This is a genomic window from Nucisporomicrobium flavum, from assembly GCF_016464385.1.
Taxonomy (GTDB): Bacteria; Actinomycetota; Actinomycetes; order Mycobacteriales; family Micromonosporaceae; genus Actinoplanes; species Actinoplanes flavus_A.
On the sequence record NZ_JADMLH010000002.1, the window covers coordinates 736,446 to 763,285 of the forward strand.

At 71.4% G+C, this 26,840-nt stretch carries 28 protein-coding genes and 1 pseudogene; 17 read left to right on the plus strand and 12 right to left on the minus strand.

Translation table 11 applies throughout. The features are described 5' to 3' along the window. Positions 1-9 precede the first annotated feature (9 nt). The 5 genes from mshB (at position 10) to IT780_RS07620 (ending at position 5,077) form a co-directional block, all read left to right on the plus strand. A complete protein-coding gene (gene mshB / locus IT780_RS07600) occupies positions 10-858 on the plus strand; it encodes an N-acetyl-1-D-myo-inositol-2-amino-2-deoxy-alpha-D-glucopyranoside deacetylase (protein WP_199510824.1) in 849 nt (282 codons plus the stop codon). Next, on the plus strand, positions 855-1,298 hold the full coding sequence (locus tag IT780_RS07605) for a hypothetical protein (protein ID WP_199510664.1): 444 nt from the start codon (positions 855-857) through the stop codon (positions 1,296-1,298). The genes mshB and IT780_RS07605 overlap by 4 nt, the downstream gene beginning before the upstream one ends. Before the next feature lie 83 nt (positions 1,299-1,381). Beyond that, a complete protein-coding gene (locus IT780_RS07610; RefSeq protein ID WP_199510665.1) occupies positions 1,382-3,118 on the plus strand; it encodes a VanW family protein in 1,737 nt (578 codons plus the stop codon). Positions 3,119-3,136: 18 nt separating this feature from the next. After that, positions 3,137-3,601 carry a hypothetical protein gene (locus tag IT780_RS07615; RefSeq protein WP_199510666.1) on the plus strand — a complete coding sequence of 155 codons (465 nt, stop codon included), beginning with the start codon at positions 3,137-3,139 and terminating at the stop codon, positions 3,599-3,601. 498 nt (positions 3,602-4,099) lie between these two features. After that, complete coding sequence (locus tag IT780_RS07620; protein WP_199510667.1) at positions 4,100-5,077, plus strand: hypothetical protein; 978 nt, start codon at positions 4,100-4,102, stop codon at positions 5,075-5,077. Position 5,078: 1 nt separating this feature from the next. Here IT780_RS07620 and IT780_RS07625 read toward each other — a convergent pair whose 3' ends face one another. The 5 genes from IT780_RS07625 to IT780_RS07645 form a co-directional block, all read right to left on the minus strand. Continuing rightward, a complete protein-coding gene (locus IT780_RS07625; protein WP_233412477.1) occupies positions 5,079-6,692 on the minus strand; it encodes an FAD-dependent oxidoreductase in 1,614 nt (537 codons plus the stop codon). A 51-nt stretch (positions 6,693-6,743) separates the two neighbouring features. Next, positions 6,744-7,505 carry a sulfite exporter TauE/SafE family protein gene (locus tag IT780_RS07630; protein ID WP_199510669.1) on the minus strand — a complete coding sequence of 254 codons (762 nt, stop codon included), beginning with the start codon at positions 7,503-7,505 and terminating at the stop codon, positions 6,744-6,746. Positions 7,506-7,536: 31 nt separating this feature from the next. Further along, positions 7,537-8,094, minus strand: a complete 558-nt coding sequence (locus IT780_RS07635; protein WP_199510670.1) for a rhodanese-like domain-containing protein — start codon at positions 8,092-8,094, stop codon at positions 7,537-7,539. A gap of 17 nt (positions 8,095-8,111) precedes the next feature. Further along, a complete protein-coding gene (locus IT780_RS07640) occupies positions 8,112-9,506 on the minus strand; it encodes an MBL fold metallo-hydrolase (protein WP_307831081.1) in 1,395 nt (464 codons plus the stop codon). A gap of 107 nt (positions 9,507-9,613) precedes the next feature. Beyond that, the gene (locus tag IT780_RS07645) at positions 9,614-9,877 is read right to left on the minus strand and encodes a metal-sensitive transcriptional regulator (RefSeq protein WP_199510826.1); all 264 of its coding nucleotides are present in this window, start codon (positions 9,875-9,877) and stop codon (positions 9,614-9,616) included. A gap of 111 nt (positions 9,878-9,988) precedes the next feature. On the opposite strand from IT780_RS07645, the gene IT780_RS07650 reads away from it, so the two are divergent. Beyond that, positions 9,989-10,615: an RNA polymerase sigma factor gene (locus IT780_RS07650; RefSeq protein ID WP_199510671.1), complete on the plus strand. Its 627-nt coding sequence runs from the start codon at positions 9,989-9,991 to the stop codon at positions 10,613-10,615. Next, positions 10,612-11,610: a CU044_5270 family protein gene (locus IT780_RS07655; protein ID WP_199510672.1), complete on the plus strand. Its 999-nt coding sequence runs from the start codon at positions 10,612-10,614 to the stop codon at positions 11,608-11,610. The genes IT780_RS07650 and IT780_RS07655 overlap by 4 nt, the downstream gene beginning before the upstream one ends. Positions 11,611-11,616: 6 nt before the next feature. Here the strand turns inward: IT780_RS07655 and IT780_RS07660 are convergent, their stop codons facing one another. Then, positions 11,617-12,579, minus strand: coding sequence for a GNAT family N-acetyltransferase (locus IT780_RS07660; RefSeq protein ID WP_199510673.1), 963 nt, complete (start codon positions 12,577-12,579; stop codon positions 11,617-11,619). Between the two features lie 154 nt (positions 12,580-12,733). On the opposite strand from IT780_RS07660, the gene fdxA reads away from it, so the two are divergent. From fdxA to IT780_RS07685, 6 genes are all read left to right on the plus strand, one after another. Further along, positions 12,734-13,060, plus strand: a complete 327-nt coding sequence (fdxA, locus tag IT780_RS41680) for a ferredoxin (protein WP_106127678.1) — start codon at positions 12,734-12,736, stop codon at positions 13,058-13,060. A gap of 2 nt (positions 13,061-13,062) precedes the next feature. Further along, positions 13,063-14,151: a succinyldiaminopimelate transaminase gene (gene dapC / locus IT780_RS07665; RefSeq protein WP_372443628.1), complete on the plus strand. Its 1,089-nt coding sequence runs from the start codon at positions 13,063-13,065 to the stop codon at positions 14,149-14,151. Between the two features lie 99 nt (positions 14,152-14,250). Next, positions 14,251-14,676, plus strand: a complete 426-nt coding sequence (locus IT780_RS07670; protein ID WP_199510675.1) for a hypothetical protein — start codon at positions 14,251-14,253, stop codon at positions 14,674-14,676. Then, positions 14,673-16,205: a hypothetical protein gene (locus IT780_RS07675; protein WP_199510676.1), complete on the plus strand. Its 1,533-nt coding sequence runs from the start codon at positions 14,673-14,675 to the stop codon at positions 16,203-16,205. The genes IT780_RS07670 and IT780_RS07675 overlap by 4 nt, the downstream gene beginning before the upstream one ends. 620 nt (positions 16,206-16,825) lie before the next feature. Further along, the gene (gene mycP / locus IT780_RS07680; protein WP_199510677.1) at positions 16,826-17,890 is read left to right on the plus strand and encodes a type VII secretion-associated serine protease mycosin; all 1,065 of its coding nucleotides are present in this window, start codon (positions 16,826-16,828) and stop codon (positions 17,888-17,890) included. 302 nt (positions 17,891-18,192) lie between these two features. Continuing rightward, positions 18,193-18,792, plus strand: coding sequence for a DUF5753 domain-containing protein (locus IT780_RS07685; protein ID WP_199510678.1), 600 nt, complete (start codon positions 18,193-18,195; stop codon positions 18,790-18,792). An 8-nt stretch (positions 18,793-18,800) separates the two neighbouring features. Here IT780_RS07685 and IT780_RS07690 read toward each other — a convergent pair whose 3' ends face one another. Continuing rightward, positions 18,801-19,043: a DUF397 domain-containing protein gene (locus IT780_RS07690; protein ID WP_199510679.1), complete on the minus strand. Its 243-nt coding sequence runs from the start codon at positions 19,041-19,043 to the stop codon at positions 18,801-18,803. A gap of 237 nt (positions 19,044-19,280) precedes the next feature. Here IT780_RS07690 and IT780_RS07695 point away from each other — a divergent pair, with 237 nt between their 5' ends. Next, positions 19,281-20,189, plus strand: coding sequence for a helix-turn-helix domain-containing protein (locus tag IT780_RS07695; protein WP_199510680.1), 909 nt, complete (start codon positions 19,281-19,283; stop codon positions 20,187-20,189). A gap of 46 nt (positions 20,190-20,235) precedes the next feature. Here the strand turns inward: IT780_RS07695 and IT780_RS07700 are convergent, their stop codons facing one another. The 5 genes from IT780_RS07700 to IT780_RS07720 form a co-directional block, all read right to left on the minus strand. Further along, a complete protein-coding gene (locus IT780_RS07700) occupies positions 20,236-20,682 on the minus strand; it encodes a DUF6232 family protein (protein ID WP_199510681.1) in 447 nt (148 codons plus the stop codon). Positions 20,683-20,894: 212 nt separating this feature from the next. Beyond that, positions 20,895-21,683, minus strand: a complete 789-nt coding sequence (locus IT780_RS07705) for a hypothetical protein (protein ID WP_199510682.1) — start codon at positions 21,681-21,683, stop codon at positions 20,895-20,897. Next, positions 21,680-22,252: an RNA polymerase sigma factor gene (locus IT780_RS07710; RefSeq protein WP_199510683.1), complete on the minus strand. Its 573-nt coding sequence runs from the start codon at positions 22,250-22,252 to the stop codon at positions 21,680-21,682. The genes IT780_RS07705 and IT780_RS07710 overlap by 4 nt, the downstream gene beginning before the upstream one ends. Beyond that, entirely contained in the window at positions 22,249-23,358 is a 1,110-nt protein-coding gene (locus IT780_RS07715; protein WP_199510684.1) for an acyltransferase family protein, read from the minus strand. Before IT780_RS07715 ends, IT780_RS07710 begins: the two co-directional genes overlap by 4 nt. Positions 23,359-23,428: 70 nt before the next feature. Next, positions 23,429-23,983, minus strand: a complete 555-nt coding sequence (locus IT780_RS07720) for a DUF2087 domain-containing protein (protein ID WP_199510685.1) — start codon at positions 23,981-23,983, stop codon at positions 23,429-23,431. Between the two features lie 193 nt (positions 23,984-24,176). Here IT780_RS07720 and IT780_RS07725 point away from each other — a divergent pair, with 193 nt between their 5' ends. From IT780_RS07725 to IT780_RS07735, 3 genes and pseudogenes are all read left to right on the plus strand, one after another. Beyond that, positions 24,177-24,323 carry a hypothetical protein gene (locus IT780_RS07725; protein WP_199510686.1) on the plus strand — a complete coding sequence of 49 codons (147 nt, stop codon included), beginning with the start codon at positions 24,177-24,179 and terminating at the stop codon, positions 24,321-24,323. Positions 24,324-24,542: 219 nt separating this feature from the next. After that, positions 24,543-24,698, plus strand: a pseudogene (locus IT780_RS07730) (ArsR family transcriptional regulator); the annotation flags it as partial. Between the two features lie 73 nt (positions 24,699-24,771). Then, positions 24,772-26,799 carry a M6 family metalloprotease domain-containing protein gene (locus IT780_RS07735; protein WP_199510687.1) on the plus strand — a complete coding sequence of 676 codons (2,028 nt, stop codon included), beginning with the start codon at positions 24,772-24,774 and terminating at the stop codon, positions 26,797-26,799. Positions 26,800-26,840: the final 41 nt, after the last annotated feature.

Genomic DNA, 26,840 nt, shown 5'->3' on the forward strand with positions numbered 1-26,840 from the left:
CGCCGCCTCATGCTCGTGCACGCCCACCCCGACGACGAGGTCACCGGCACCGGTGCCACCATGGCCCGCTATGCCGCCGAGGGCGCCCACGTGACGCTGGTGACCTGCACGCTGGGCGAGGAGGGTGAGATCCACGTGCCGGCGCTGGCGCAGCTGGAGGCCCGCCAGGCCGACCAGCTCGGCGGCTGGCGCATCGGCGAGCTCGAGCGCGCCTGCGCGGCGCTGGGCGTCACCGACCACCGCTTCCTCGGCGGTGCGGGACGCTACCGCGACTCCGGGATGATGGGGCTGGAGACCAACAACCATCCGCGCGCGTTCTGGCAGGCCGACCTCGAGGAAGCCGCCAAGCTCTGCCTGGAGGTCATGCGTGAGGTGCGCCCCCAGGTGCTGATCACGTACGACGAGAACGGCTTCTACGGCCATCCCGACCACATCCAGGCCCACCGGGTGGCGATGCGCGCGGCGGAGCTGGCCGAGGCCGAGGGCTTCGGGCCCGAGAAGATCTACTGGACCGCCATGCCACGCAGCGTGCTCGAGGGCGGCATGGAGGCGTTCCGTGGCATGGACGACAACCCGTTCGCCGACGTGGAGAACGTCGACGAGCTGCCGTTCGGCCATCCCGACGACGAGATCGCGGCCCGCATCGACGGCACCGACTTCTACGAGCAGAAGGTCGCGGCCATGCGCGCCCACGCCACGCAGATCCCGGACAACTCCTGGCTGTACGGCATCGCCGGCGACTTCGGCGGCGAGTTCATGGGCGTCGAGTACTTCACGCTGGTCAAGGGGGAGCGCGGCGAGGTCAGCGGTCCGCACAAGTGGGAGAGCGACTTGTTCAGCAACGTGGTCGGGCGATGACGCTGGAAGCGCCCGCTCCCGCGCCGCCCACCGACGGGCCGGCGCCGCAGCGTACGGGCCTGGAGCGGCTCATCAAGATCGGCGGCGTGACGGTCTCGGTGCTGGCCACGGTCCTGTCCGCGGTGCTGGAGTTGTTCCTCGCCCCGCTGCGGGCGGGCGGCGTGCTGCTCGGGCTGGCGGTCGTCGTCGCGGTGGCCGGCAACTACGCGATCGCGTGGTTCGCCCTGACCACCGTGGGGCGGCGCTGGGCGCTGGCCCTCCCGTGGGCGATCTGGACCGCGATCATGTTCTTCGCGGCCGGCACCCGTACGGCCGAGGGCGACTTCCTGATCGCCGGCGACAACTGGATCGCGCTCGTGATGATCTTGGCTGGCAGCCTGACCTTCGCCGTCTTCACCTACCGGGCGATCCTCCGCGGGCCAACCGTCACAAAGTCATGACATCGGGTCGTGGCGTTTGTCGCCGCTGATCGTGGGGTTGCAGACTGGCGCGGAGTCCGCCGCCGCCGTCGAAGGGGACCCCGTTGACCTCCGTCTCCGAAGACATCCCTCAGCCCACCGCCCCGGCCGGCGCCCCGGCTCCCGAGGCTGGTGAGCCCGGTCGCGTCAACCGCACCCGGATCGTCGTCGTCGCCACGGTGGCGACCGTCCTGATCGCTGCGGCCGGCGTGGCCGCGTGGGCCTACGGCGGCGATGTCCCCCGCGGGACCAAACTCCTCGGCCTCGACCTCGGCGGCAAGTCACGCACCGAGGCCGAGCGCGCGGTGACCGACACGTTCGGCCCGCGCACCGACGACCCGGTGACCGTCGACCTCGACGGCAAGACCCTGCGGATCGCGCCCGCGGAGATCGGGCTGCGACTCAACGTCGAGCTCACCGTCGGCAAGGCGATGCACGGCAGCCCGAGGCCGTTCGGCGAGCGTGCCGTGCCCCCGGTCATCCAGGTCGACCAGGCGAGGCTCGAGGCCGCGCTGCGCCGCCAGGTGGACCCGAAGAAGCTCACCCTGAAGAAGCCCGGGATCGCCTATGCGGGGCTCACGCCGAAGCCGACGTACCCGGCGGCCGGCCGCGGCCTGGACCCGGCGGCGGCCGCGGCCGAGGTCCGCAAGGCCTGGCTCGTCGGTGGCACCGCGCGCGTGCCGCTGGTCGAGAAGCCGCCCGCGACCAGCCGCGAGCAGGTCGACGCCATGGTGGCCGAGCTCGCGGTGCCCTCGGTGGCCGCGCCCGTCACTGTCGAGGTCGCGGGCAAGTCGTTGATGCTGTCCCGGGCGGCGCTGGCCAAGGGGGTCGTGTTCCGCTCGGACGACAACGGACTGCTCACGCCCGCGATCGACGGTGCGAAGCTGCACGCCGCGGCCGCCAAGGCCTTCGCCGCGGTGGAGAAGGAGCCGAAGCCGGCGCGCGTCGTCCTCAAGGGCGGCAAGCCGTCGATCGTGCCGGGCGCCGCCGGTGACGTGGTCGACCTCGACGCGCTCGGCACGGCGCTGCTCGGCGTGCTGCGCAATCCCGCCCCGCGAACGGTCGAAGCGTCCCTCGCGCGGCAGGAGCCCGACGTCACCGCCGCGGACATCGCGAAGCTCGGTGTGAAGCAGAAGGTCTCCACCTTCACCACGTACTTCACCGGCGGGGCGAGCTCGCCGCGCAGCCAGAACATCATGACGATCGCGCGTCACGTCGACGGTGCCATCGTGCGGCCCGGCGAGACGTTCTCGCTCAACGCGCACACCGGCGAGCGCGACTACGCCTCCGGCTATCAGGACGCGCCCGTCATCGTCGGCGGCAAGCTCGAGCCCGGGGTCGGCGGCGGCGCGTCGCAGTTCACCACCACGCTGTTCAACGCGGCGTACTACGCGGGGCTGGAGGACGTCGAGCACAAGCCGCACTCGTTCTACTTCTCGCGCTATCCGGCGGTGATCGAGTCGACGATCTTCTACCCGACGCTCGACCTCAAGTTCAAGAACACCACGCCGTACGGGATCCTCATCGACACCTCGTACACGAGCAGGTCGGTGACCGTGTCGATGTGGAGCACCAAGGTCTACGACAGCGTCAAGACCGTACGCAGCCCGCGCCGCAACCTCACGTCGCCGCCGACCGTCTACCGCGAGCCCGGCCCGAGGTGCATCTCCAGCAGCGGACTCCCAGGCTTCACTCAGGATGCGTGGCGCATCATCCGCAAGGATGGAAAAGAGGTCGAGCGCGAGAAGTTCACCTGGCGCTACGATCCCGAACCACGATTCATCTGCGGCGAGAAGCCGTAAGTCCGCACGGAGGACGGCATGAGGCAGCGTTGGGTGAGGATCGCGGTGCTGGCCGCGGCGCTGTTCGCGATCAATGTGGTGGCGCGCCTGGTGACGCGCCTGAGCTTCCCTGACAACGACACGGCCGGCAACAGGGTCAGCATCATCATGTTCGCCGTGATCGGCCTGGTGCTGGCGGGCGTCACGTTCGTCCGCTGCCAGCGGGTCCCACCCAGCGTCTGGCTGCCCGACCTGGCAGCCGCGGCGGCCGGCGGCATGCTGCTCACCATCCTGGTGGGCCCGTTCGTCAGCGGCGACTACCCGTTCTCGGGCGGCGCGGGCAACTTCTTCTCGCAGATCTGGCTGTACGGCGGCTTCGCCATCGTCGGCACCCTGCTCGGCTACTGGCTCGCCACGATGCTCGGCCGCGACTACCGCTCGAAGTCGCTCAAGGCATTCGCGACCGCAAAGGTGACCCGCCCACGCCGCGTCGTCCGCCGCTGAGCGGAGGCGCCGGGCCGGGCAGGCCGGGCCAGGGCCGCCTCGGGCCGGGCCCGCCTCGGCTCGGCCGGGCCCGCCTCGGCTCGGCCGGGCCCGCCTCGGCTCGGCCGGGCCCGCCTCGGCTCGGCCGGGCCCGCCTCGGCTCGGCCGGGCCCGCCTCGGCTCGGCCGGGCCCGCCTAGGGCCAAGGCTGCCTGCCGCTTGGTCTGCGTTGCGCCGGCCTGGCGCTTGGTCTGCCCTGTGTCGGCTCAGCGCTTGGCCCGCCCTACGCCCTGACGGTCCCTGCCCTCGGCTCGGCTCGGCGGCGGACGCTGAGCCGGTTCCCGAACGGGCAGATTCGCCGAGACGGCTCCTACCCCGGCGCTACGGGCCGCATCATCGGAGCGTGCGGGTTTCCGGAGCGTTGTCCCTGGCCGGGTGGTTCTTGGTCACGGCCGTGATCCCGCTCGGCCTGGCCGCCTCCGCCCGGCCGGTCGAGGAGGCCCGCTTCGGCGGCCCGGAGATGACCTGGTGGATCGTCGCCGCGGCCGCCCTGCCGGCCGCTATCGCCGCCGCCCGCCCCCCGCGTCCTTTCGTCGCTGCCAGCCTCACGCGGCGCTCCGCCGTTGCGCTTCCCCCACGGCGTTCCGTCGCTGCTCGTCTCGCCCGGCGTTCCGGCGCTGCGCCAGCCCTCCAGTCTCCCGTCGCCGCCGATCTCCGGCCACCTTCCGGCGAAGCACCGCGTTCCGGCGCAGGGCCGTCTTCCGGCGCGGCGCCACTGATCGGCGCGGCGTCGGCGATCGGGGCCGGGCTGGCGGTTGCCGCGGTTTACGTCGCCGCGACGGTGGCCGGGTACCTCCTCGTCTTTCCGATGGAGGCGCATCCCGTCCACGCCGGGGTGCTGCTCGCCGTCCTGCCCGCGCTGGCAGGCGCGACCGCAGGCCACCTGATCGGCCGCAGATCCCGGAGCCGGCCGGGGTTCGGATCGGTGAAGGCCGCCATGACCGGCGCCGCGCTCGCCCTGTTCGGTGCTCTTCTCCTGCCGGGCACGGTGGCGGACGCAGCGCAGTTCAGCGCCGTCGAAGAGTCCGGGCCGGATCTGTACACGCTGGGCCCGGGGCAGATCGCGGTACCTGCGGCGGGCCGCTACACCTTGCTGGGCGACGGCGATCCGCCCCCGGACCCCGGCTGCCGGCTCATCCGGGCGGGGGCCGCCGACGTACGGGCCGAGCCCCTCACCGTGCAACCGGAGGAGGCCGGCTACGACGCCACCGCGGGCTTCAGGACGATCGCGGACGTCGATGTGGCGGTCGCCGGCATCTACGGTCTCACCTGCTCGTCCCCTGGGGACGGCACGGGCTACCGGCTGGTGCGGCGGCAGTCGATCAGCCCGGTCGCCGATTCGCTCATGCGCTGGCCACTGTCACTGATCATGCTGCTGGGCGCGCTGCCCGGCCTCGTCCTTGTGGCCGGGGCCGCGGGTGGGAGCCGGTCCGAGTGAGTCACCCCATGCCGGCGGTACAGGTGCGGTAGCCGCCGTCGAGGTTGCGGACGCCGCGGCCGAGGCCGGACAGCAGGGCGGCGGCGGTGTGGCCGCGCTGGCCGACCTGGCAGTAGACGATCAGCTCCCCGCCGGGCAGGGTGCCCAGCCGGGCGCGGAGGTCGTCGACCGGCACGTTGAGCGAGCCGGGGATGTGCCCGGCGGCGTGTTCGGCCGGCGTGCGTACGTCGACCAGGGTGGCACCCGCGGCGACCGCCTCGGCCAGCTCGTGCCATTGGATGCTGCGTTCGGTGCCGGACAGCTGGTTCTCGGCGATGTAACCGAGCATGTTGACCGGATCCTTGGCCGAGCCGTACGCCGGCGCGTACGCCAGTTCCAGGTCGGCGAGGGTGTCGGCGGTCAGGCCGGCGCGCATGGCGGTGGCGATGACGTCGATGCGTTTGTCGACGCCGGTGCCGCCGACCGCCTGCGCGCCGAGGATCGTGCCGTCGGCGGGGTCGTACAGCAGCTTGAGCGACATGGGTTCGGCGCCGGGGTAGTAGCCGGCGTGCGAAGCCGGATGGGTGTGGATGGCCCGGTGGTCGCGGCCGGTGGCGCGCAGGCGCTTCTCGTTGGCGCCGGTGACCGCCACGGTGAGGTCGAAGACCTGCACGATGGCGGTGCCGAGGCGTCCGCCGAGGGTGACGGGCCGTCCGGCGACCGCGTCGGCGACCAGGCGGCCCTGCCGGTTGGCGGTGTTGGCGAGGGGGATCAGCGCCGTCCCGCCGGCTACGAAGTCGGTCTTCTCGACCGCATCGCCGACGGCGTGAATGCGGGGGTCGCTGGTACGCATGGCCTCGTCGACGAGGATGCCTCCGTGCGGGCCGAGGGCCAGACCGGCGTCGTGGGCCAGGCCGGTCTCCGGGCGTACGCCGATGGCCAGCAGCACCACGTCGGCGTCCAGCAGGCTGCCGTCGGTGAGTTCGACGGCGTCGGGCAGCACCTTGGCCAGGCCCGCGCCGAGGCGCAGGCCGACCCCGTGCCGGCGCAGCCCGGCGTGCACGGCGGCGGCCATCTCCGGGTCGAGCGGTGCCAGGACCTGGGTGCCCAGTTCGACCACGGTCACCGCCAGTCCGCGATGGGACAGGTTCTCGGCTGCTTCGAGGCCGATGAAGCCGCCGCCCACGACGACGGCGGTGCGAGCGCCGGCGTGCAGGGCTGCGACCATCCGGTCCGCGTCGGCGACGGTACGCAGCACGAGCGCACGGTCCACGCCGGGCAGATCCGGCACGATGGGCGCCGCGCCGGGGCTGAGGACGAGCCGGTCGTAGGGCTCCTCGTACTCACGGCCGCTGTCGAGTTCGCGTACCCGTACGCTGCGGCTCTTCCGGTCTATGGCGAGCACCTCCGTGCGCACCCGGACGTCGAGGTCGAAGCGGGCCCGGAGGCTCTGCGGCGTCTGCAGCAGCAGCGCCTCCCGATCGCCGATCACTCCGCCGACGTGATACGGCAGCCCGCAGTTGGCGTACGACACGTGCTCGCCACGCTCGAACACCACGATCTCGGCGTCCGGCAGCAACCGGCGCAACCGGGTCGCCGCGGACATCCCGCCGGCCACTCCACCCACCACGATCATTTTCACGAATCAAAGATACCCCCGGGGGTATGTGCGCAGCAGGGCCGAAGGTCACATCAGCACCTGGATGGCGACGAAGCCTGCGACCGCGAAGACCAGCCACGCGAAGGCGCGTTGCAGGCGCCGGGTGGGCAGGCGGCCCGCGATCCGGCCGGCCACCAGGGAGCCGGCGACGGCGGCGACGGTGAACGCCGCGGCGACGCGGTAGTCCACGGCCGCATCGCCGGCGTGCGCGATGAAGCCGGCTGCGGAGTTGACCACGATGATGACCAGGGAGGTGGCCACCGCGGCGGGCATGGTCAGACCGAGCAGCAGGACGAGGGCGGGGATGATGAGGAAGCCGCCGCCGACGCCGAACAGGCCGGTGAGGAAGCCGACGGCCAGTCCGGCGGCGATGGACTTGGGCAGGCAGCCGCGCCAGTTGACGCCGCCGCCGGGCAGGGCGCAGTCGCCGCCGGAGTCGTCGGTGCCGATCAGCATCCGCCAGCCGGCGACCACCATGAGGGCGGCGAACCCGGCCAGGACCAGGCGGGGGTCGAGGAGCCGGTTGACGGCGGCGCCGGCGAAGGCCGCGGCGGCGCCGGTACCCCCGACGATCCCGGCGATCCGCCATCGCACCAGCCCGGCCCGCAGCCGGGGGATCAGCGCGGTGGCCGACGAGATGCCGACCACCAGCAGTGAGGTGGGTACGGCCGCGGCCAGCGTGAGGCCGGCGCCGTAGACGAGCGCGGGAACGGCGAGGATCGAGCCGCCGCCGCCGAGCAGGCCGAGCAGAATTCCGATGAGCGCGCCGAACCCGATCGCGGCGATCATGTCGGGCTCCGGGTGGGCCGGGGCATGACGTCTACGGCCGGTCGCCGGTCAGGGCGGTGACCACCCGGTCGAGGTCGGTGCGCGGGCCCCGGTTGTACGGCAGCTTGGCCAGCATCATGCCCATCGCACAGGTATTGGTCAGCGCGGCGACCGCCAGGCCCGCGCCGACGAACGCGGCCACCCACTTCGCCGGCTCGACCAGCGTGCTGGCGAGCACGGCGAGCAGCGCGATGCTGCCCGCGACCAGGCGGACCTGCCGTTCCAGCTCCCAGCGCGGGGTGCCGGTGACGACCGGGGCGTGGGCGGCCTGCCAGGCCGCGATGCCGCCGGTGAGCACCCGCAGGTTGGGCAGACCCGCGATGGTGAGAGCCTGCGCGGCGCGTTGCCCGGAGCGGCAGACCAGCACGACGTGCTCGTCGAAGTGGTCACGGAGCTCGTCGCGGTGCTCGCGCAGCAGGTCCAGGGGGACGTTGTAGGAGCCGGGGATGTGGGCGGTCTCGAACTCGGCAGGGGTGCGTACGTCGATCAGCCGGGGTGCGTGGCCGGTGGCGAGCAGGTGCTGCAGGGCGGGGATGTCGAGGGTGGTCATGTAGTTGCTCTCCCGGATCAGTTGTCGCCGACGATGGGCAGGCCGGCGCCGGCGGCTTCCGCGTACGCGTCGTCGATGTGCACGACCTCCCGGCCGGCGCGCTGGAGCAGGCTGGTGGCGGCCGCGGCGCGGTAGCCGGAGCCGCAGTGCACCCACACCGTGCCGGCAGGTACGTCGGCGAGCCGGGCGGGCAGGTCGGGCAGCGGGATGTGGACGGCGCCGTCGACGTGGCCCGAGCGCCATTCGTTGCCCATCCGTACGTCGAGCAGCACGTCGGCACCCGGCAGCCCGTGGGGCGGGGTGCCGGCGCGGGCCGCTGCCAGGTCGGCGAAGGTGGCCGTGATCAGGTGGCCGAGGGCGCCGTCGTCGCCGCCGGCCCACTGCTCCGGGCTGCCGGCGGCCGCTGCGGCGGGCCGGTCGATGCCGATGCGGGCCAGTTCCCGCTGCGCGTCGGCCACCTGCTGCTCGCTGTCGCCGAGGAGGGTGATCGGCGCGCCCCACGGGGCCATCCAGCCCAGCCAGGTGGACATGGGGCCGTCCAGGCCGAAGCTCAGCGTCCCGGTCAGGTGCCGGTGTGCGTACGCCTTCCGTGAGCGAAGGTCGACCACCCACTCGCCGTCCGCGATCCGCCGGGCGAGCTGGGCCGGGTCGGCGACGGCGACCGGGGTCAGGTCGATCAGGCCGGCGCCGGCGGCGTTGCGGGCGCCCATGTGCGCGTAGTACGCCGGGTACGCGTCCAGCCCCGCGAGCGTCTGCTCGACGAAGTCGTCGGACTCCAGGCGCAGCGCCGGGTTGGCGCTGCGTTCCCGGCCGATGGTCGACTCCGGCGCGTCGGACTGGGTCGCGGAGCAGAAACTGCCGAAGCCGTGGGTGGGCCACACCTGCGCGCCGTCGGGCAGCAGGTCCGCCAGCCGCCGCACCGACGCGTGCTGATGCTCGGCGAGCGTGTGGGCGTGCTGCTTCCCGAGCAGGTCGGTGCGCCCGGTGGTGCCGAACAGCAGCGAACCGCCGGTGAACACACCGGCCGGGCCGTCGTCGCCGTCGAGCACGTACGACAGATGGTGGAAGGTGTGCCCGGGCGTGGCCACGACCCGCAGCCGCATCCGCGGCGACACGGTGATCTCGTCGCCGTCGGTCACCGGCCGCCGATCGAAGCGGACCTCGTCGTCCGCGGCGACCAGGTACGCGGCGCCGGTCAGCTTCGCCAGCGCGAGGCCGCCGGAGACGTAGTCGTTGTGCAGGTGGGTCTCGGCGACGTGGGTGATACGTACGCCGAGCCGGCCGGCCAGGGCCAGCATCCGGTCGATGTCACGCTGCGGATCGACCGCGATCGCGACCTGCCCGTCGTGGGCCAGGTAGCTGCGGTCACCCAGGGACGAGGTCTGGACGACCTCCACGCTCAACTCAGTCACTGTTGCATCTCCTTCCGTACATACCCCCGGGGGTATGTTGCGAACACGCTGCGGCCATGGTGGTGCCGGAGTCGTCGCCCCTTGCGGGGCGATGACCTCCGGGTGGATCAGGAAAGGGACAGGAAAAGCTTCTCGAGTTCTTCGTCGCTCATCGGCGGTTCCTCGCCACGCTCCCGGGCAGCCTGGCACTGCCGCATGCCGGTCGCGATGATTTTGAAGCCCGCGCGGTCGACGGCGCTGGACACCGCGGCCAGCTGAGTAAGGACGCGCCTGCAGTCCTCGCCGTTCTCGATCATTGAGATCACCGCGCCGAGCTGGCCCTGTGCCCGCTTCAGCCGGGTCAAGGCGTCCTTCAGTTGCACCGGACTCATCTCCACCAGCGCCCACCTCCTCGGCCCAATATACCCCCGGGGGTACCGCGCAGGTCATGCTGGTGTGATGACTGCTGGGGAACTCGTCGCCGTGGGCGGACAGGACAGGGTGTGAATCTCTCTCAGCGAGCTCGGATCCGCGCCGGCGACGCCGCGACGTTCGGGCAGCTCTTCGAAGACCACGCGCACGAGGTGTACCGGCACGTCGTCCGCAGCACCGGCAATTGGAGCGCCGCCGAGGACATCGTCTCGCTGACCTTTCTGGAGGCGTGGCGGCTGCGCGAGAAACTGCGTCCGGAGGGCGACAGCGTGCTGCCGTGGCTCCTCGGCATCGCCGTCAACGTGCTGCGCAACACCCGCCGCGCCGCCCGCCGGCACGCCGCCGCGCTCATCCGGCTGCCACCGGCCGAGGCGATGCCCGATTTCGCCGACGAGATCGTCAACCGGATGCACGACAGCGAGCAGCTCACCGCGGCGGCCGAGGCGCTCGACAGCCTGCGGCCGGCCGAGCGGGAGGTGTTCACGCTGTGCGTCTGGTCGGGGCTCGACTACGCGCAGGCTGCGGAGGCGCTCGGCGTACCGATCGGCACGGTCCGGTCCCGGCTGTCGCGGGCCCGCAGCAAACTGCGCGAGTTGACCGCACAGGTCCCCCGGCATCAGGAACCCGGCTCGGCCTACGGACAGGTACTGGGTGGCCGCACCGATGCGGCCCGGTCGAATCAGGAGCGCAACCGATGAACCACTCACCCGAGCTCGATTCTGCCGAGCGCGCCGAGCTTGCCCGGCTGCTGCCGCCGCCGGGGGACCCGGAGCTGCCGGCCGGTCGTCACCTCCTGCTGAAAGACGCCTTCCTGCAACAGATCAGCGAACCCCGCGTCACAGCGCCTCGCCGGCGGCTCGCCCTGGTCGCCGCGCCGGCCGCAGCAGTGGTGCTGTTCGCGGCGATCGTCGCGGTGACGGTGCATGCCCGGCGTGCGCAGTCCGGAGATGAATTCACCACCAGTCCGATCGTGGCGGTCGCGGCCGGCGATGCCCGTGGAGCGTCCCCGTTGCTCGAGCGGATGGCGTTGGTCGTGGGCAAGAAGCCGCAGGTGCCGGTAGGTCAGGACGAGTACGTCTACATCAAGAGCAAGGTCGCCTGGCTGGTCTTCGCCGATGACGATGACTCCCGCCCCCAGGCGGCCGGCGTCGACCCCCAGGTCCTCGATGAGGTGCACAGCCGCGAGATCTGGGTGCCCGAGTCGCAGGGTGACGAGGGTCTGATCCGCGAGCGCGGCGAGACGTTCGGCCTGAGCGGCGCCTTCCCGAACAGCCGCTACGCCGACCTGCCGACTGATCCCGCCGTCCTCCTCCGGCAGATCTACGCCGACACCCGCGGGCAGGGCACCAGCGCGGACGGCGCAGCCTTCGACTTCATCGGTGAGGCGCTACGGGAATCACTGCTGCCCCCGCAGGTGGCCGCCGCCCTCTACAGGGCCGCCGCGAAGATCCCGGGTGTGGTCCTGGTCACCGACTCCGTCGACGCGGCCGGCCGCCACGGCATCGCGGTCGCCCGCACCGACGAGTTCGGCGAACGGCGCGAATGGATCTTCGACGCGACCACGTTCGACTATCTCGGCGAACGCTCGTACCTGGTCCGCGACACCGCCACCGGCAAGGCCGGCACGCTCACCGCCACGACTGCCGTTCTGGAGCGCGGCGTCGTGCCCCGCAAGGGCGACCGTCCGCAGTGATGCGGATCACCGGGGCGCCTCCCGCGTCAGGTAGGTGTGGTGCGTGCTGAAGCCCATCTTCTGGTAGAGGGTCACCGCCGCGGTGTTCCGCTCCTCGACCTGCAGATATGCCCGCGACGACCGCTGCTGCACGGCCCACTGCGCGAGCGCCCGCAGCACATGGGCGCCCAGACCCTGCCGCCGCGCGGCCGGAGCGGTCTGCAGCAGCGACACACCGAGCCAGCGGTCGGGCCCGCTGACCGCACCGCGGGCCACCGCGAGCAGCTCACCGTCGGCGTCGTGCACATGAGCGAAAACAGCATCGGGTACGCCGGTGAGAATACGTTTCGCCGTCGCGGGCAGGGTGCCCTTGTGCTCGGCCACCATCGCGAACCAGGCGTCCGTGGGGGAGTCGGCTAGCTCGACCGTCGGCAGGTCGTTCCGCGCCGGCAACGCGTCCACCAGCGCCGCGACCCGCGCCGTCTGCACGAGGGTGAGGGGGCGGGCCGTCCACCCGCGGGCGTCCAGGGCGGCGTTGACCGGGGCGGCGAGCGGCATCGGCGTATTGATCAGCGGTTGCTGGCCGCGGGCCGCGTACCACTGCTCGACCGCGTCGATCGCGGCCTCCAGCGTGCGGTCGGGGTCGCCGACGGCCAGGGCCGAGTTGGCTCGGCCGGTCCAGTTGTCGGCGGCGCGCAGGATCCAGGCACCGAGCCTGGCCTGCACCGGCGCCGGCCAGCCGTCGTTGGCCGCCAGCTCCAGGGCGACCACGTCCGCCGCGGGCGGGCGCCGGGCGGGCGGCACCCGCTTGGCGCGGTGCACCTCTGTGAGGGGTACGCGAACCGAGCCCTTGGCCGTCGCGAGAGTGAGATCCGTCTCCGTCAGCTCCACCAGTTCCCCGAGCGCGTCGGTGAAAAGCGGACGATCCTGGGAAACACCTACAATTCGGCGAACCACCACCCGGTGTCCCACATCCTGCCGTCGGAGCACGTCCCACCTCCTCCCGGCGAGATACTAGGCTCTGCCCGTACCGCCGTGCTTCCCGCGGCTGGGCTCTGTGAGGACAGCAAGGCTCTGTACAGCAAGGCTCTGAGTTAGGCACAGCAAGGCTCTGGGCTAGCCAGGCTCTGGAAGGGAAAGACCCGTGACTTACATCATCGCCGAGCCGTGCGTCGATGTGCTCGACAAGGCATGCATCGAGGAGTGCCCGGTCGACTGCATCTACGAGGGCAACCGGATGCTCTACATCCACCCCGATGAGTGCGTCGACTGCGGGGCCTGTGAGCCGGTCTGCCCGGTCGAGGCGATCTTCTACGAGGACGACGTCCCGGAGCAGTGGAAGGACTACACGAACGCCAACTACGAGTTCTTCGAGGACCTCGGCTCGCCCGGCGGCGCGTCCAAGGTCGGCAAGATCGAGAAGGACGCGACGTTCGTGGCGGCCCAGCCGCCGCGCGGGGATGCGCACTGACCGTGGTCTCGGCGTCGCTGCCTGATTTTCCCTGGGACCTGTTGGAACCGGCCAAGGCGGTCGCCGCCGCCCACCCCGGCGGCATCGTCGACCTGTCGGTCGGCACGCCCGTCGACCCGGTTCCGGCCTCCATCCGGGCCGCGCTGGCGGACGCCTCCGACGCGCCGGGTTACCCGCTCACCGCGGGGACCCCGGCGCTGCGGTCGGCGATCGCCGGGTGGGTGGCCCGGGCCTGCAACGCCTCGGGTACGCCCGCGGTCCTGCCCACCATCGGCTCCAAGGAGCTGGTGGCGTGGCTGCCCACGCTGCTCGGCATCGGACCCGGTGACGTGGTCGTCATCCCGCAGGTCTGCTACCCGACGTACGAGGTGGGCGTACGCCTCTCCGGCGCCGAGGTGGTCCGCTCCGACTCGCTGACCGCCCTCGGCCCGGACCCCCGGGTGAAGCTGGTCTGGGTCAACTCGCCGTCCAACCCGACCGGCCGCGTTCTGCCCCGCGAGCACCTGCGCAAGGTGGTCGACTGGGCCCGGGAGCGCGGCGCCGTCGTGGCCAGCGACGAGTGCTACCTGACGCTGGGCTGGGACGACACCCCGGTCTCCGTGCTGTCCGACGAGGTCTGCGACGGCGACTACACCGGCGTCATCGCCGTGCACTCGCTGTCCAAGCGCTCCAACCTGGCGGGCTACCGCGCGGGCTTCGTCGCCGGCGACCCTGCTCTCATCGGCGAGTTGCTCGCGGTCCGCAAGCACGCCGGCATGATCGTCCCGGCGCCGGTCCAGGCAGCGATGATCGCGGCGCTCGAGGACGAGACCCACGTGACCGGCCAGCGCGCCCGGTACGCATCCCGCCGCGAGGCCCTCCGTGACGCGCTGACGGCGGCGGGCTTCCGCATCGAGCACTCGGGCGCGGGCCTGTACCTGTGGTCCACCCGCGGTGAGGACTGCTGGAAGACCGTCGACTGGCTGGCGGAGCGGGGCATCCTGGCGGCACCGGGCGCCTTCTACGGCCCGGCCGCGGCCCAGTACGTCCGCATCGCACTGACGGCCACCGATGAGCGGGTCGCCGCCGCGGTGGCCCGGCTCGCCGCCTGACCATCCTCTGACAAGCTGTCCACAGGGGGTGCACGCGGATCGCTCGCGGTCGCTACTCTCGATGCGATGCTGTGACGGCGTGGCAACGGGGAGGTCGTCGTGGGCGAACCAGGGATCAATGTCGAGACGGGCGGACTGAACAAGTTCGCCACTGACGTGCACGTGGACACCGACAGTGTCCTCGGGCCGGCCACCGAGAGAGCGCAGGTTCAGCTCTCCGACGGTGTGCGCTTCGGCGCCAAGAACGCGAGCGGCGCGGTGCACGCGGCCAAGCAGCGCTATGCGCAGAGCCTCGTCGCGTCCACCGAGAACCTGAAGCAGTACGTGGCAGCGGCCAAACTGCTCGCCGCCGCGGCGCAGAAGGTCGCGGCCGAGCTCGACGCCTCGGACGCGCGGGCCGCCAAGTCCACCGCGCCGGCCGAGCAGGCGCTGTGGGCGGCCGCGGAGGAGGCCCGCAAGGCCCGGCTCGCCGCGGAGGCCGCCGAGCGCGCATCGCACCACGGTGGACGGGCGGAGGCGGTATGAGCGACGAGGTGTTGAGCAGCAGCTGGTGCACGGCGTGGCAGTCGTACAACACGCCCCGCCTGTGGGCGATGGTCGCCGACGAGGACGACCCTGAGGCGTGGCGGCAGGTCGCCGCGTGGGATGACATCTCCGGCTCGGTGAAGGACCAGCGGGCCATGCTGGTCAAGGCCAAGGAGGACCTCGTCGCGGCGTGGCCGCCGGAGCAGAACAAGTCGTCCGCGGCGTTCGTCCAGGAGCTGGACACGCTGATCGCCCGCATGGACGCCGCCCGCGTCGACGCCGACCAGACCGCCACCGGCCTGGCGAACATCCTCGAGGCGCTGCGCCAGGCGAAGAACAACATCCAGCCCCTGTACGAGCAGTACAAGGAGAAGAACGACGACATCTGGCCGTCCTGGTGGGACAACGCCGAGGACGAGATCGACGAGCAGGCCCGTAAGCACATGATCACGGCGGAGGGCATCGTCCAGGAGAACGTCGCCCGCCTCAAGGTGCCGGACCCGTACGAGCTCAAGCCGCAGGAACCCAAGTTCGAGAAGACCCCGCCCGGCGGCGATCCCCGGCAACCGCACACGCGGAGCGGCTCCGACACCGGCAGCTCGTCTGACGGGCACTCGCGCGCCAGCGGCCCGGTCTCTGTGCCGCACGATCCGCCGCCGCCGATGCCTGGCCGTGACGAGACGACCCAGGACGGCGTGACCGGCCCCGGCGCGACCCAGCCCGGCGGTGGCCCGTCCGGCGGTGGCTCCGGCTCCGTGGTGACCCCGTCCGGCCCCGGACTGGCCGGAGTCATCACCCCGCCCGGCGTGACCCCGGCCGACACGCTGCCCCCTGGCGGCGGACCGTTCCCCGGCACGGGCGGCGGCGCGGGCCCGGTGACCGGCGGCGGCTCCGGAGTCCTCCCGCCCGGCGTGGTCCCCCCGGGCCAGATCGGCTCCGGCGGAGGCAGCGCGGGCGTCTCCGGCGTCGGCCGTGGCGTCTCGGGCGCCGGCCGCGGCGGCGTACGCGTGCCCACCGGCGCGGGCAGGGCCCTGCCCTCCGGCGCGGTGATCGGTGAGTCGGTCGCAGGCGGTGCCCGCGGCCCCATGGGAGGCGTCGGCGGAGTGTCCGGCCGCGGCGCGGGAGCCGGTCGCGTCGGCGGCCCCGGCGGAATGGCAGGCCGCGGCGGCGCAGCCGGCTCCGTCGGTGGTGTCGCCGGCCGAGGCGGCGCCGCAGGTCGCGGTGCTGTCGCAGGCCGCGGAGGGATGACAGGTCGCGCCGGCGCCGTCAGAGGCGCAGCCGAGCCGGCTCGCCCACCCCGCCCGTCCTGGCTACCGGAGGAACCGGCAGGCACCACCCGCCCCGGCACCGGCCCGACGGGCATGTCCGGCGCGGCCCGCGGCGCCCGGCGCTCGGGCGACGGCAGCCAGCCCGAGTTCGACCCGGACAACCCGTGGCAGGTGGCGGAGGGCGTCGACCCGGTCATCGCCCCGTCCACCGAGGAGGCGACCCACGACCCCGGCCCCAACGTGATCGGCTGGCGCGGGTGACCCCGTCCACCCACCCGGGGCCCACCGGCCGGTGGGCCCCGCCGCCCGACCACCAACACGCCCCTGGCCGCGGCCCAGCGGTGCTCGTCCACCCGCACGCCCCCGGCCGCGACCCAGCCGTGCTCGGCCACCCGCACGCCCCCGGCCGCGACCCAGCCGTGCCCGGCCACCCGCGCCCTCGCGCCCGCAGCCGAGGTCCGGCCGTGCCCGACCAGCTCCGCCCTCGCGCCGCCGGCAGCGGTTCGGCTGTGCCCGACCAGTCCCACCCCTGCGGCCGCGGTGCGGCCGCGCCCGACCACCTCGGCGCCCTCGGCCGCGGTCTGGCCGCGCCTGACCACCGCCGCGCCCCCGGCCCGGCTGCGCCCCACCACCCTTGCGCCCCCGGCCCGGCTGCGCCCCACCACCCTTGCGCCCCCGGCCCGGCTGCGCCCCACCACCCTTGCGCCCCCGGCCCGGCTGCGCCCCACCACCCTTGCGCCCCCGGCCCGGCTGCGTTTGACGTCGCCCGCCTCGCCGCCTCGGCGGCGTTTGACGTCGCCCGCCACCCCGACTCGGCCGCGTTTGACGGCGCCCGTCACCCGGGCCGGCGGCTGGCCGCTGCGGCACGCCAGGCCGGGGCGGTGCTCACCGCCCTGCTCATCGTCGCGGGGTCGGCGGTCCCCGCGCGCGCCGACTCCATCAGGGACAAGCAGTGGTACTGGTCCCCGATGAAGGTCTCCGAAGCGCAGAAGATAACCAAGGGCGAGGGCGTCGTCGTCGCGGTCCTCGACACCGGGGTCGACGCCGGCCATCCCGACCTGCGGGGTGCCGTGCTGCCGGGCCGCCAGATCGTGCAGAACAAGCCGGCCGGCAACGACGACAGCGTCGGCCACGGCACTGGCATGGCCGGCATCATCGCGGGCCGCGGCCACGGTTCGGGGGACGGCATCCGCGGCATCGCCCCGCAGGCGAAGATTCTGCCGATCCGCCCGGTGAACGACACGTTCTTCGTCGCCCAGGGCATCCGCTGGGCCGTCGACCACGGAGCCAAGGTCATCACCCTCGCGTTCCAGATCGACCCCTCCGAGAACCTGCAGTCCGCTCTCAAGGAGGCCGCAGCCGCCGACGTCGTCCTCATCGGGGCTGCCGGCAACGAGGCCGACAAGGGCAACGCCCTCGAATACCCGGGCGCGTACCCCCAGGTCCTGACGGTCGGAGCCGTCGACCGCCGCAACAAGGTCGCCGCGTTCTCCAACCACGGCCCCCAGGTCGACCTGGCAGCCCCGGGCGTCGACATCACCGTCCCGGCCCCCGGCAACACGTACGCCGAGGTCGAAGGCAGCAGCGTCTCAGCCGCCCTGGTAGCCGGCGCGGCGGCCCTGATCCGAGCCGAACACCCCGACCTCACGGCCGCCCAGGTTGTGGACCGCCTGACCAGCACAGCAATCGACCGAGGCGCCAAGGGGCGCGACGACTACTACGGCGAGGGCCAGCTCGACCTGATGGCCGCCCTGACCGCCCCCGAGCCGAAGGCAACCACCGCCGACCCGGCGACGACGAACGCACCGGCGGCAGCTCCGCCCACAACCCCAGCCGATGGCGACGACGACGGCATCCCGCCGCTGCTTATCGTGGCGGCCGGCGTGCTCCTCTTGGCGGTCGCGGCACTCGCAGTCTTCCTCCTGGCCCGCCGCCGGGCCCGGTGACCTGAGGCTCCGTACCAGTCGTCAACGACCGGGGTTCGACCCGTCCTTTCGATCCGATCAGGACCGGGCGCATCGATCGGGTACGTCCGTTGAGCCAGGTGCGTTTCGCCCGGACGGTCGTTGGCCCAGCGCTGCCCACGTCTGCTCCGCGGGTGACAGTGCGCCCATGACGAGGATGTCCATGCGGGGCGTTGGAGGTTCACCCGTACATGTGTAATCTGCAACCCGCGCTGCGAAATCTGCAAGAAGCTGATTGCGTCGCGCAAACCTCGCTAGGATTACGCCATATGGAGAGCTTGACGATGACGAAGTTGTTCGACGTCCGCGCCTCGAAGCCCTTCCATCGGCTTCTCGACACGGAGAAGACCTCCGAGAGCATCTTCTACAACGCGCCTCTCCACGTGCCCGGTCTTCTCCAGGAGCCGGCCTATGTCGAGGAGATGATCTGCGGCATCACCGGCCTGGTGTCGGCTGATCCGGAGGCGGTCGAGCGCGTGCGGGTCCGCAACGAGCGGCACGCCGCGTTCCTGGAGCGGCTGGAGCAGGACAACGCGCCCCAGGTGCAGGTGGTTCTGGACGAGTCTGTTCTGCGACGCGGACGGCCGGATTCGGCTGCGATGCGCAGGCAGATCGAGCATCTGATCGAGGTGTCGCGCAGGCCCACCGTCCGCATCGGGGTGATGCCCCTGGAGAGCGGCCCGCATCCCAACCTGGTCGGATCCTTCGAGCTCCACGATTCAGTGAACGGCAGCCTGGTGTTCTTCGAAGGGGCGGAGGGCGACCGGATTCTGGAGGACGTGGATCGCGTCGCCATGTATTGGGAGTTCGCGAGCTCGTTGATGGATATCGCCGTGCATGGTGAGCAAGCGCGGACGCTGATGTCCAAACTCATCGGCGGGTGAGCCGGCGGTCAATCGCCGGGAAGGTCGCCTGCCTTGAGGTCCGCAATGAAGGCGCGGAACGCGTCGAGGTCGAAGGCGAGAACCGGGCCCGAACGATCCTTTGAGTCGCGCATGAGCACCCGATCGCTTTCTTTCTTGATCTCCACGCATGATCCACTGGCGCTTCGGGTGCTCTTGTGCCATTCAGGTTGTTTGTGGTCGTGCACTGTGCCTCCTGCGAACGGCCCACGGAGCCGAAAAGGCCACGTCATATGGGCGGCATGTCGGCGTATCTGAACGCTTGAGCTGCGCCGGCGGCGGGCTGCCTCGTCGGAGCCGACCAGTCACCCAGCGTACCGGATATTCAGTGACTTGGATCTGCCAATGGGAGGCCAATGGAGCCCGACTCGGGGGCGCACGACCAGACATCGACGATGCGGTAGGCTCTTGCGAGTGGGCGTCAGCCACCTGACTTTTGCAGACTGCTGATGACGGCGGGAGGAGCGGACGTGCCCGAAACGTCGGACAGTCCCGGTCTGCGCACCATGGTGGGTCCTAAGATCGCCAAGGTCAACGTAGCTCAGCAGTTGAAGATGCTGCGCGAAGAAGCAGGCCTCAGCGTCACGTCCGTCGCTGACGCCATGGAATGGTCCGTCTCGAAATTGACTCGAATTGAAAAGGGTGAAGTATCGATTCAGCCCTTGGAAGTTCGAGCGCTGCTGGACCACTATGCCGTAACGGACGCCAATGTAGTCACCGAGCTGGCCCGGCTGGCCCGGACCTCTCGGTCGAGGCAATGGTACAGCCGGCATCGCCTTGCCGGAGCGTACGCCGATTTCGTGGCTTACGAGAATGAGGCTTCCGTCATTCAGGCCTGGCAGATGCTGTTCGTCCCAGGGCTGTTGCAGACCAGCGACTACGCTCGAGCGGTTACGGCCCGCACGCTGCGTGCCGACCCGAACGACGAGCAAGTGAAGGCGCGGGTCGAGCTGCGGCTGGATCGGCAGAAAGCGCTGTTCGAGCGCATGGAAGGGGCTGAGGCTCCCCGTGTGGTGGCAATCCTCGACGAGTCGGTGCTGAGGCGGCCGATCGGGGGACGGGCCGTCATGGCCCGCCAGCTCGACCACCTTCTCGCATTGGCCGAGGATGACACGAAGTTCGCTCTCGGCGTGGCGCCACTCGATCTCGAGCATCACTCCGGTCTGGGTGGCTCATTCGAGCTTCTCAAATTCTCCGACAAGAGTCATACGGATGTGTTGTTCGTGGAAGGTGCCGCGGGACGCGACTTCCTGCTCGCGGACAAGGGCTCGACCGATCGGCACAACGCGCTGTTTAAGGATCTGCTTGATTACGGCCGGACGGGGGATCGGGCGCTGCAGATGATCCGTTCGATCCGGGACGGCATGCAGGGCGACTAGAGCGCGACGGCGACCCGGCCCCGGCCGGCGGTGGGCCGGGGGCGGGTCATGGTCGTGGCGGGCGGTTGGCTTCGATGGCGCGGACCACCGCTCGGTGCACCTGGCCGAAGATGCGCTGGTCGTCCGAGGCGAACAGGACGACCAGGCGTCCCTCGTACCAGGCCGTCAGTTCCATCCATCGCGGGTTGCGGCGGTTGTCGACCAGTACCGCTCCGGCCATGCCGCCGCCCGCGAGGACCCCGGCCGTGCAGAGCAGCGCCTGCGCCGAGCCGTACAGCACGGCGACGCTGAAGGCGAGCAGCAGCTCCACGCCTCCGCAGTACAACGCCACGATGAGGCCTGGATGGGTGTAGATCTGCTCGGGATCCAGGATGGCCAGCCGGCGTACCGGGTAGCGGGCCGAGGGCGTCTCGATGTAGACGTCCGTTACTACGATGTCCGGGCCGGGGTAGAGGATCCGGTGGTTCGATGAGGTGACTGATTCCGCAGACATGGCGACCCCTCCTCAAGCCATCGTCAGTCGTGAGCCAGCCGTCAGCAAGCTTCACTCATGACTAGGCGGTCCGCTCACCGCAGTCTGCAGAACGCAGATTAGAAGATTCGTCCCCTTCATGCCATTTTAGAACGCCGGATTTGAGAAGTAGGCGTGCTTCACCCGTTCCCGCACTGAACGAACGCTCAGGTGATCTCCGGAGCGAAGGCGGGTCACTTGAGCCTGGGTGCCTCGTACAGGTCGCTGGCCAGCAGGCCCTCCACCGTCTTCCCGTCGCTCAGTCGCAACGCCAGCTGGGTGCCCACGCTCTGCGGCCCGTCCGGCTCCGGGTACCAGGCCAGGAAGAAGCCGTCCTTGACCGTCGCGTGCACCGCCGGGCTCTTCGGGACCGTGATGGTGACTCCGGTGACGTCCGAGCCGAGGTGCCCGGCGATCAACCGGCAATAGTCTTCTTCGGTACGCAGCTGGCCGTACGCCTGCAGTTCGACGCCCTCGCGGCCGAGCTGCGCGTCGTTGACCGGGGCCGCGAAGATGCTGGCGCCGTGGACCGCGCCGTCGCGGTCGCGGAAGCAGGTGGCGGTCCAGGTTTTCGTGGTGATGCTCAGGTACGCGTACGCGCCGCGCTGTTCGCCGAGGATGAGGCGGGGGGTGCGGGCCTCCGCCGCGGTGGCCGGTTCGCCGACGTCCGGAACGCAGCGGTTGACGATGGCGGTCGCCTGGGTCGCGGGCAGGGGCCGGGCGTCGGGGGTCCAGGAGGCGTACGCGCGATCCGCGCCGAGGTTGGGCAGGGCGAGCGCGGCGGCGCTGACCGCGAGGGCCGCCGCGGCGACGGTGATCAGTCGGCGGCGGCGTGCCGGGGAGCCCGCCTTCGCGAGGACCGGGGAAGGGTCGGAGGCGACGATGCGGTCGACGAGCGCCTGGGCGGGCGCTTGTCCGACGCGGGCGGGCACCGGTTCGGCGGCGGCGCGCAGGGCCTGGTCGAGGTCGAGGTGGCGGCTCATAACGGGGCTCCCGTCTCGGAGATCGGGGTGGAGGTGGGGTGGCGGTGACCGGCGGTGGCTTCCTGCTGCAGCAGGCGTCGCCGCAGGCGGCGGCGGGCCCGCAGGAGCCGGACGCTGAACGCGGCCCGGGAGATGCCTAGGACGCGGGCGGCCTGCGCGCCGGTGAGGTTCTCGAAGACCGTCAGGGTGAGCGCCTGCTGGTCGTCGGGACTCAGGTGCTGCCAGGCGCGGACCAGGTCGACGCGGGCGGCCACGCCGTCGGCCTCGGCGGCGGTGGCGGTGTCGTTCGGCTCGCGCAGGATCCGCAGCGCGAGGCTGCGTTGCCGCTGGTCGCTGCGCTGACGGTTGCGCAGGGTGTGCTGGGCGGTGACGAAGAGCCAGGCGCGGGCGTCGTCGAGCGTTTCGGGTACGTCGGCGAAGCGGCGCCAGGCGGTGAGGAACACCTCCGCGACCACGTCGTCGGCGATCGCCAGGTGGGTGCGGCGCTCGACGAAGCAGACCAGGTCGTCGTACGTGGCCTGGAACAGGGCGCGGAAGGCGGTCTCGGCATCCGCCGTGGGTTGGCTCACGACCTCACATGTTCGGCAGGGGCTTCGGTGCTACCGACTTTTTTCGGCGACGGGCTCGCGAGGGTAGCAAGCACCGGCGCGAGCGGCCGTTCCACGAACCGGTGCACCAGCCACGCGACCGTCAGCAGGACGGTGACCGCAGCCGTGATCAGGACCGGGGCGGGCAGGCCGGTGTGGGCGTACGCGGTGCGGATCAGGCTGTATCCGATGCGCTGGTGCAGCAGATAGAACGGGTACGTGAGCGCGCCGGCGGTGGCGAGCCAGCGCCACGTGAGGCGGTCGGTGTACCCGAGGGCTATGGCGAGCAGCACCCCGTACGCGATGGTCAGCAGGAGGTAGGCCGGCCAGGCCGGGACCGCGAAGCCGGGTTTGAGGTCGAGGACGCGCACGTGCACCCGTTGCAGGCTGACCAACCAGCAGCCGGCCAGCAGCAGGCCGAGGCGGCGGTCGGGACCGAAGCGGCGCATGAGGGACATGGTCACGCCGGCGATGAAGTACGGCGCGAAGTCGGGCATGACCAGGTCGGTCACGAGCGAGCGCGGGTGGGCGGGGATCACGACGGCAGCGACGAGCCAACACGTGGCGAAGGTGGCGACGCGCTTGCGGGAGAGCCCGGCGCCGACGAGGCAGGCGAACAGCAGGTAGAACCGGATCTCGCACCAGAGGGTCCAGTACACCGTGTCGACGAGGGGCGTGCCGAGCGGCTCGGCGAGCATGGTGAGGTTGATGACGATGTCGCTCACGGCCGGCTGCCCGCTCACGGGCACCCCGTAGGTCACCGGAAGCGCCGTCACCACGGCGGCCGTCAGCAGAACGCCGACCCAGAACGCCGGGTACAGGCGTACGGCGCGGGAGACGGCGAAGCCGCGCACGGTCCGGCCCCACCCGCTCGTGGCGATGACGAAGCCGCTGATCAGGAAGAACACCTCGACGCCGAGGAAACCGTAGATCAGTACGGGCGCCGCGTCCGGCAGGAAGTGCTTCGGGGGCCGTACGCCGTCCAGCCGCCACGAGTCGCCGAAGTGGTACCCGGCCACGCCCAGCGCGCAGATCAGCCGTAACCCGTCGAGGGCGTACATGCGTCCGGTCCGGGTAGCCGTCGTCATCGCCGCCTCCTGCGGGTCCCGGATGCGGGGGTCGCATCCGGGACCTACATGTGCGGCACAGGGGTGATCGTTACAGCCGGGAGCGGCCGGGCCCGTACGTGGTGCCGGCCCGGTCGCGTTCGAGCCAGCCGGTGTCGACGAGCATCCGGCGTACGGCGGCCACGTCGTCGGTGACCTCGGCCAGCCGCTTGTTGATCTCGTCCTCGTCGTACAGGCCGTCTAGCGCGAGGAACCGGGACAGCAGCTCGCCGAGAACCTCGTACCGGTCGCTCAGGGTCGGCGGCATGCTGGTCAGCCGGCCGTGCGAGAAGTTGCCGCGCAGCTGCGGATAGTCGGCGAGCAGCCCGGCGATGGGTTGCGAGCGTTCGACCGCGGCGGCCGCCTCGCGCAGGCCTTCGAGCCGGGCCCGGTAGAAGCCGTTGCCGGAGCCGATGGCCACCCCCAGCGCGACGAGCCGGGCGCAGGCGTCGCCGACCTTGGGCAGCGGCAGATCCAGCCGGTAGCTCAGCTCGCCGAGGCTGGCGCCGTCCTTGCCGCAGCGGACCAGCTCGGCCAGGGCCAGCAGGCGGGTCTCGCCGGAGAGCTGGGTGAGGACGTCGGCGGCGCGGGCGGCTTCCAGAGACATCCCGCCACCGTACGAACGGCAGTCGGTAGTCGCACCCGAATTCTGAGCGGCACCGTGACTTGTGAACTGCTCATTCACTCACTGTGTGCAACGGACGGGTAGACGTACCGTATTTGTCTAGTCACCCATTCCGAATCTCGCGTCCTCGTCCCACAGGCCTGGGGACGAGGAGGCCCCGGGGTGAGGAGGAAATGTGGGTGGCGAGCAGGAGGTCCGCCGGGCCGGACGCAAGCCGAGTCTTCCGTGGCGGACTGCCGGTGAGGTGGCGCTGCTGGCAGTGAAGATCATGGCAGCGGTCGCTGCGCTCTACGGGGCGCTGAAGGGAGGCGGTCTCGCCTGAAGGGCGAGACCGCGGCGGTCGGACGTCCTCCGTTGCTGGCAGGCATCACGAGGGCGTCCTTCCGTTTGTGGAGAGTCTGACACAGCGCGGTGGCCGGCGGCCGATTCATTCGCCCGAGCCGAACTCTGCACTATTCGGACTAATTCGGTGAACCGGTGGTTGGTGCGGGGCGCACCCTATTTCGGTGGGGCCTAGCGCCAAACCGCGGCCGAGGCGTGGCACCTGAGCGCCCCGGAGGTCTCGCGGCACCTGGCCGTCCTGAAGAAGGCCGGCCTGATCCGGACGGCCCGCCGCGGCCGGTACGTCAGTCACGAGCTCGACCTGTCGGCCACGGCGGCCCTCGGCGCCGACCTGGTGGCCGTCCTGCTGCGCTGAGCCGGTGATTGATCCGCGTCGCCCCGGCGTGCCAGGATCGATCGACTGTCCTCTATCGACGGGTGGCGCGGCGATGACGGTACGGCGTTCGGCCTCGATGATCTGCGCGATGCTGCTGGCGGTGACCGGAGCCGTGGCGACCCCGGCGCAGGCGGCTCCCGCTCCGCCCGGACCGGACACCCCGTGGCGGATGCGCCACTGGCCGCAGACGCAACCCTGGCAGCGGGACCAGCCCGCGCCGGGAAAGGGCGCGCTGCAGCCGATCGATCCGCAGAACTACGAGCTGCCGGACACCATGACCTGGGACGATTACCGGCCGGTTCCGCGTACGGACTGGGCCGATCCCGCGACCCCCGGCTCGGTCCGCACCTTCCAGGGCGCGTTGGTCCTGGTCGACTTCCCGAATCAGCCGTTCGTCGTGACGCAGCCGGCGAACTCCACCATCTACGGCAACCCGTTCTCCGTGCACGACCTGGCGCGTTCCGACGTACCCGGGTTCTATCGCGACTTCCTGAACCGGCCCGGAGAGCTGAACCGCGGCCACACCATCCACGAATACTGGATGGAGGATTCCGGCGGCCGCTTCGGCATCGAGCTGGGCGCGTTCGGGGTCTATCAAATGCCGTCCAAGAGCCATGAGTACGGCATCGAGAACTCGATGCAGCGCGGTCGTGGCTGCCCCGCCGGGGACACCTGTGGCCGGGATCTGCGCACCGACGCGCGGGCGGCCTGGATCGCGGACGTCGGTGACGCCGTGGCCGCCCGGTACGACTTCGTGTTCTTCCTCGCCGCGGGGCAGGACGAGTCGTCCACGTGGCAGGAGTTCGGCGAGATGAAGTTCCCCGGCAAGGACGCGGTGAGCGACGCGTTCGGGCCGCCGGACGACGCGCTGCCCAACTGGAACGCGACCCGGTACGTCGAGTGGACGTCGTGGCAGGCCTCGTCGAACATCTGGCCCAACGCCACCGCCGGGAGCTCGCTGCAGGCCGAGAGCTCGGGCATGTCGACGTACGCCCACGAGTTCAGCCACATCCTCGGCGTCGGCGACAACTACAACAATCCGTACTCCGTACCGCCGCGCCGGGATTACAGCGGGCCGTGGGAGATGCTCAGCCGCGGGACGTTCAACGGGCCCGGCGGTCCGCACAGCCGGTGGCTCATTCCCGCGACCGCCGGGGCGTCCATGGGTGCTCAGCACATGCTGCGCAACAAACTGAAGCTCGGCATCGTCGATGACGCGTCCGTGCTGCGCCTTTCCCGGAGCGCCTTGGCCGCGTCCGGTGTCGTGGTCGCCCGGGTGACCGCCCGCGAGGCCGAGCCGGGCAAGCGGGGAATCGCCGGCATCAACGTTGCCCTGGACGGCGGCGACGCGAGCCCGGCCTGCGACGCCGCGGCCGATCCGTACTGCGACGGCGGCGGGTACGACAACTACACGCTCGAGGTGGTCGACCGGATGGGCTTCGACTCGTTCACGCCCGACTCCGGCGTGCTGCTGGCGAAGACCAAGAACGAGGACGCCGCACCGTTCATCTGGACCATCGACGCCAACCCCCAGGACATCGACAAGGTGGATTTCGTACGGCCGGACGGCACCCCGCAGAAGATGACCGTCGGCGATTACCGGCAGCTGTCCGACGCCCTGTTCCACGCCGGCACCGGTTCGGGCAGCGAGTACGAGTACGCCGACACCGCCAACCGGCTCCACTTCTACGTGCTCGATCCGCACCGGGACGCCTCCGGCGTGCTCTCGTACACGGTGGCCGTACGGTCGCTGGACGGCGCCGGCCCGCAGCCCCGCGGCGTGGCGGTCGCACCCACCGCGGCCGTCGTGTCGTCCTCGGGCTGGGCGCGCTGCCGGGTCCCGGTCCGCAACCCGGCCGGCGCCACCGACGTGTACCGCATCTCCGCCGCGCCGGCCGCCGGCTGGACGACCTGGCTGCCGAAGGAGATCACCGAGGTGGCGGCCGGGCGGACGAAGGCCGTGGACGTGTACGTCGAACGGGACGGCGCGGGACGGCGGGGCACGAAGGTGCCGGTCACCGTCACGTCGGAGAGTGATCCGGCCGCCACCGCCACCGCCTCGTGCCGCATCCTGGGGTAGTGGCCGAAAAAATCTGATCTCGAGTGCACACGCGAGGGCCC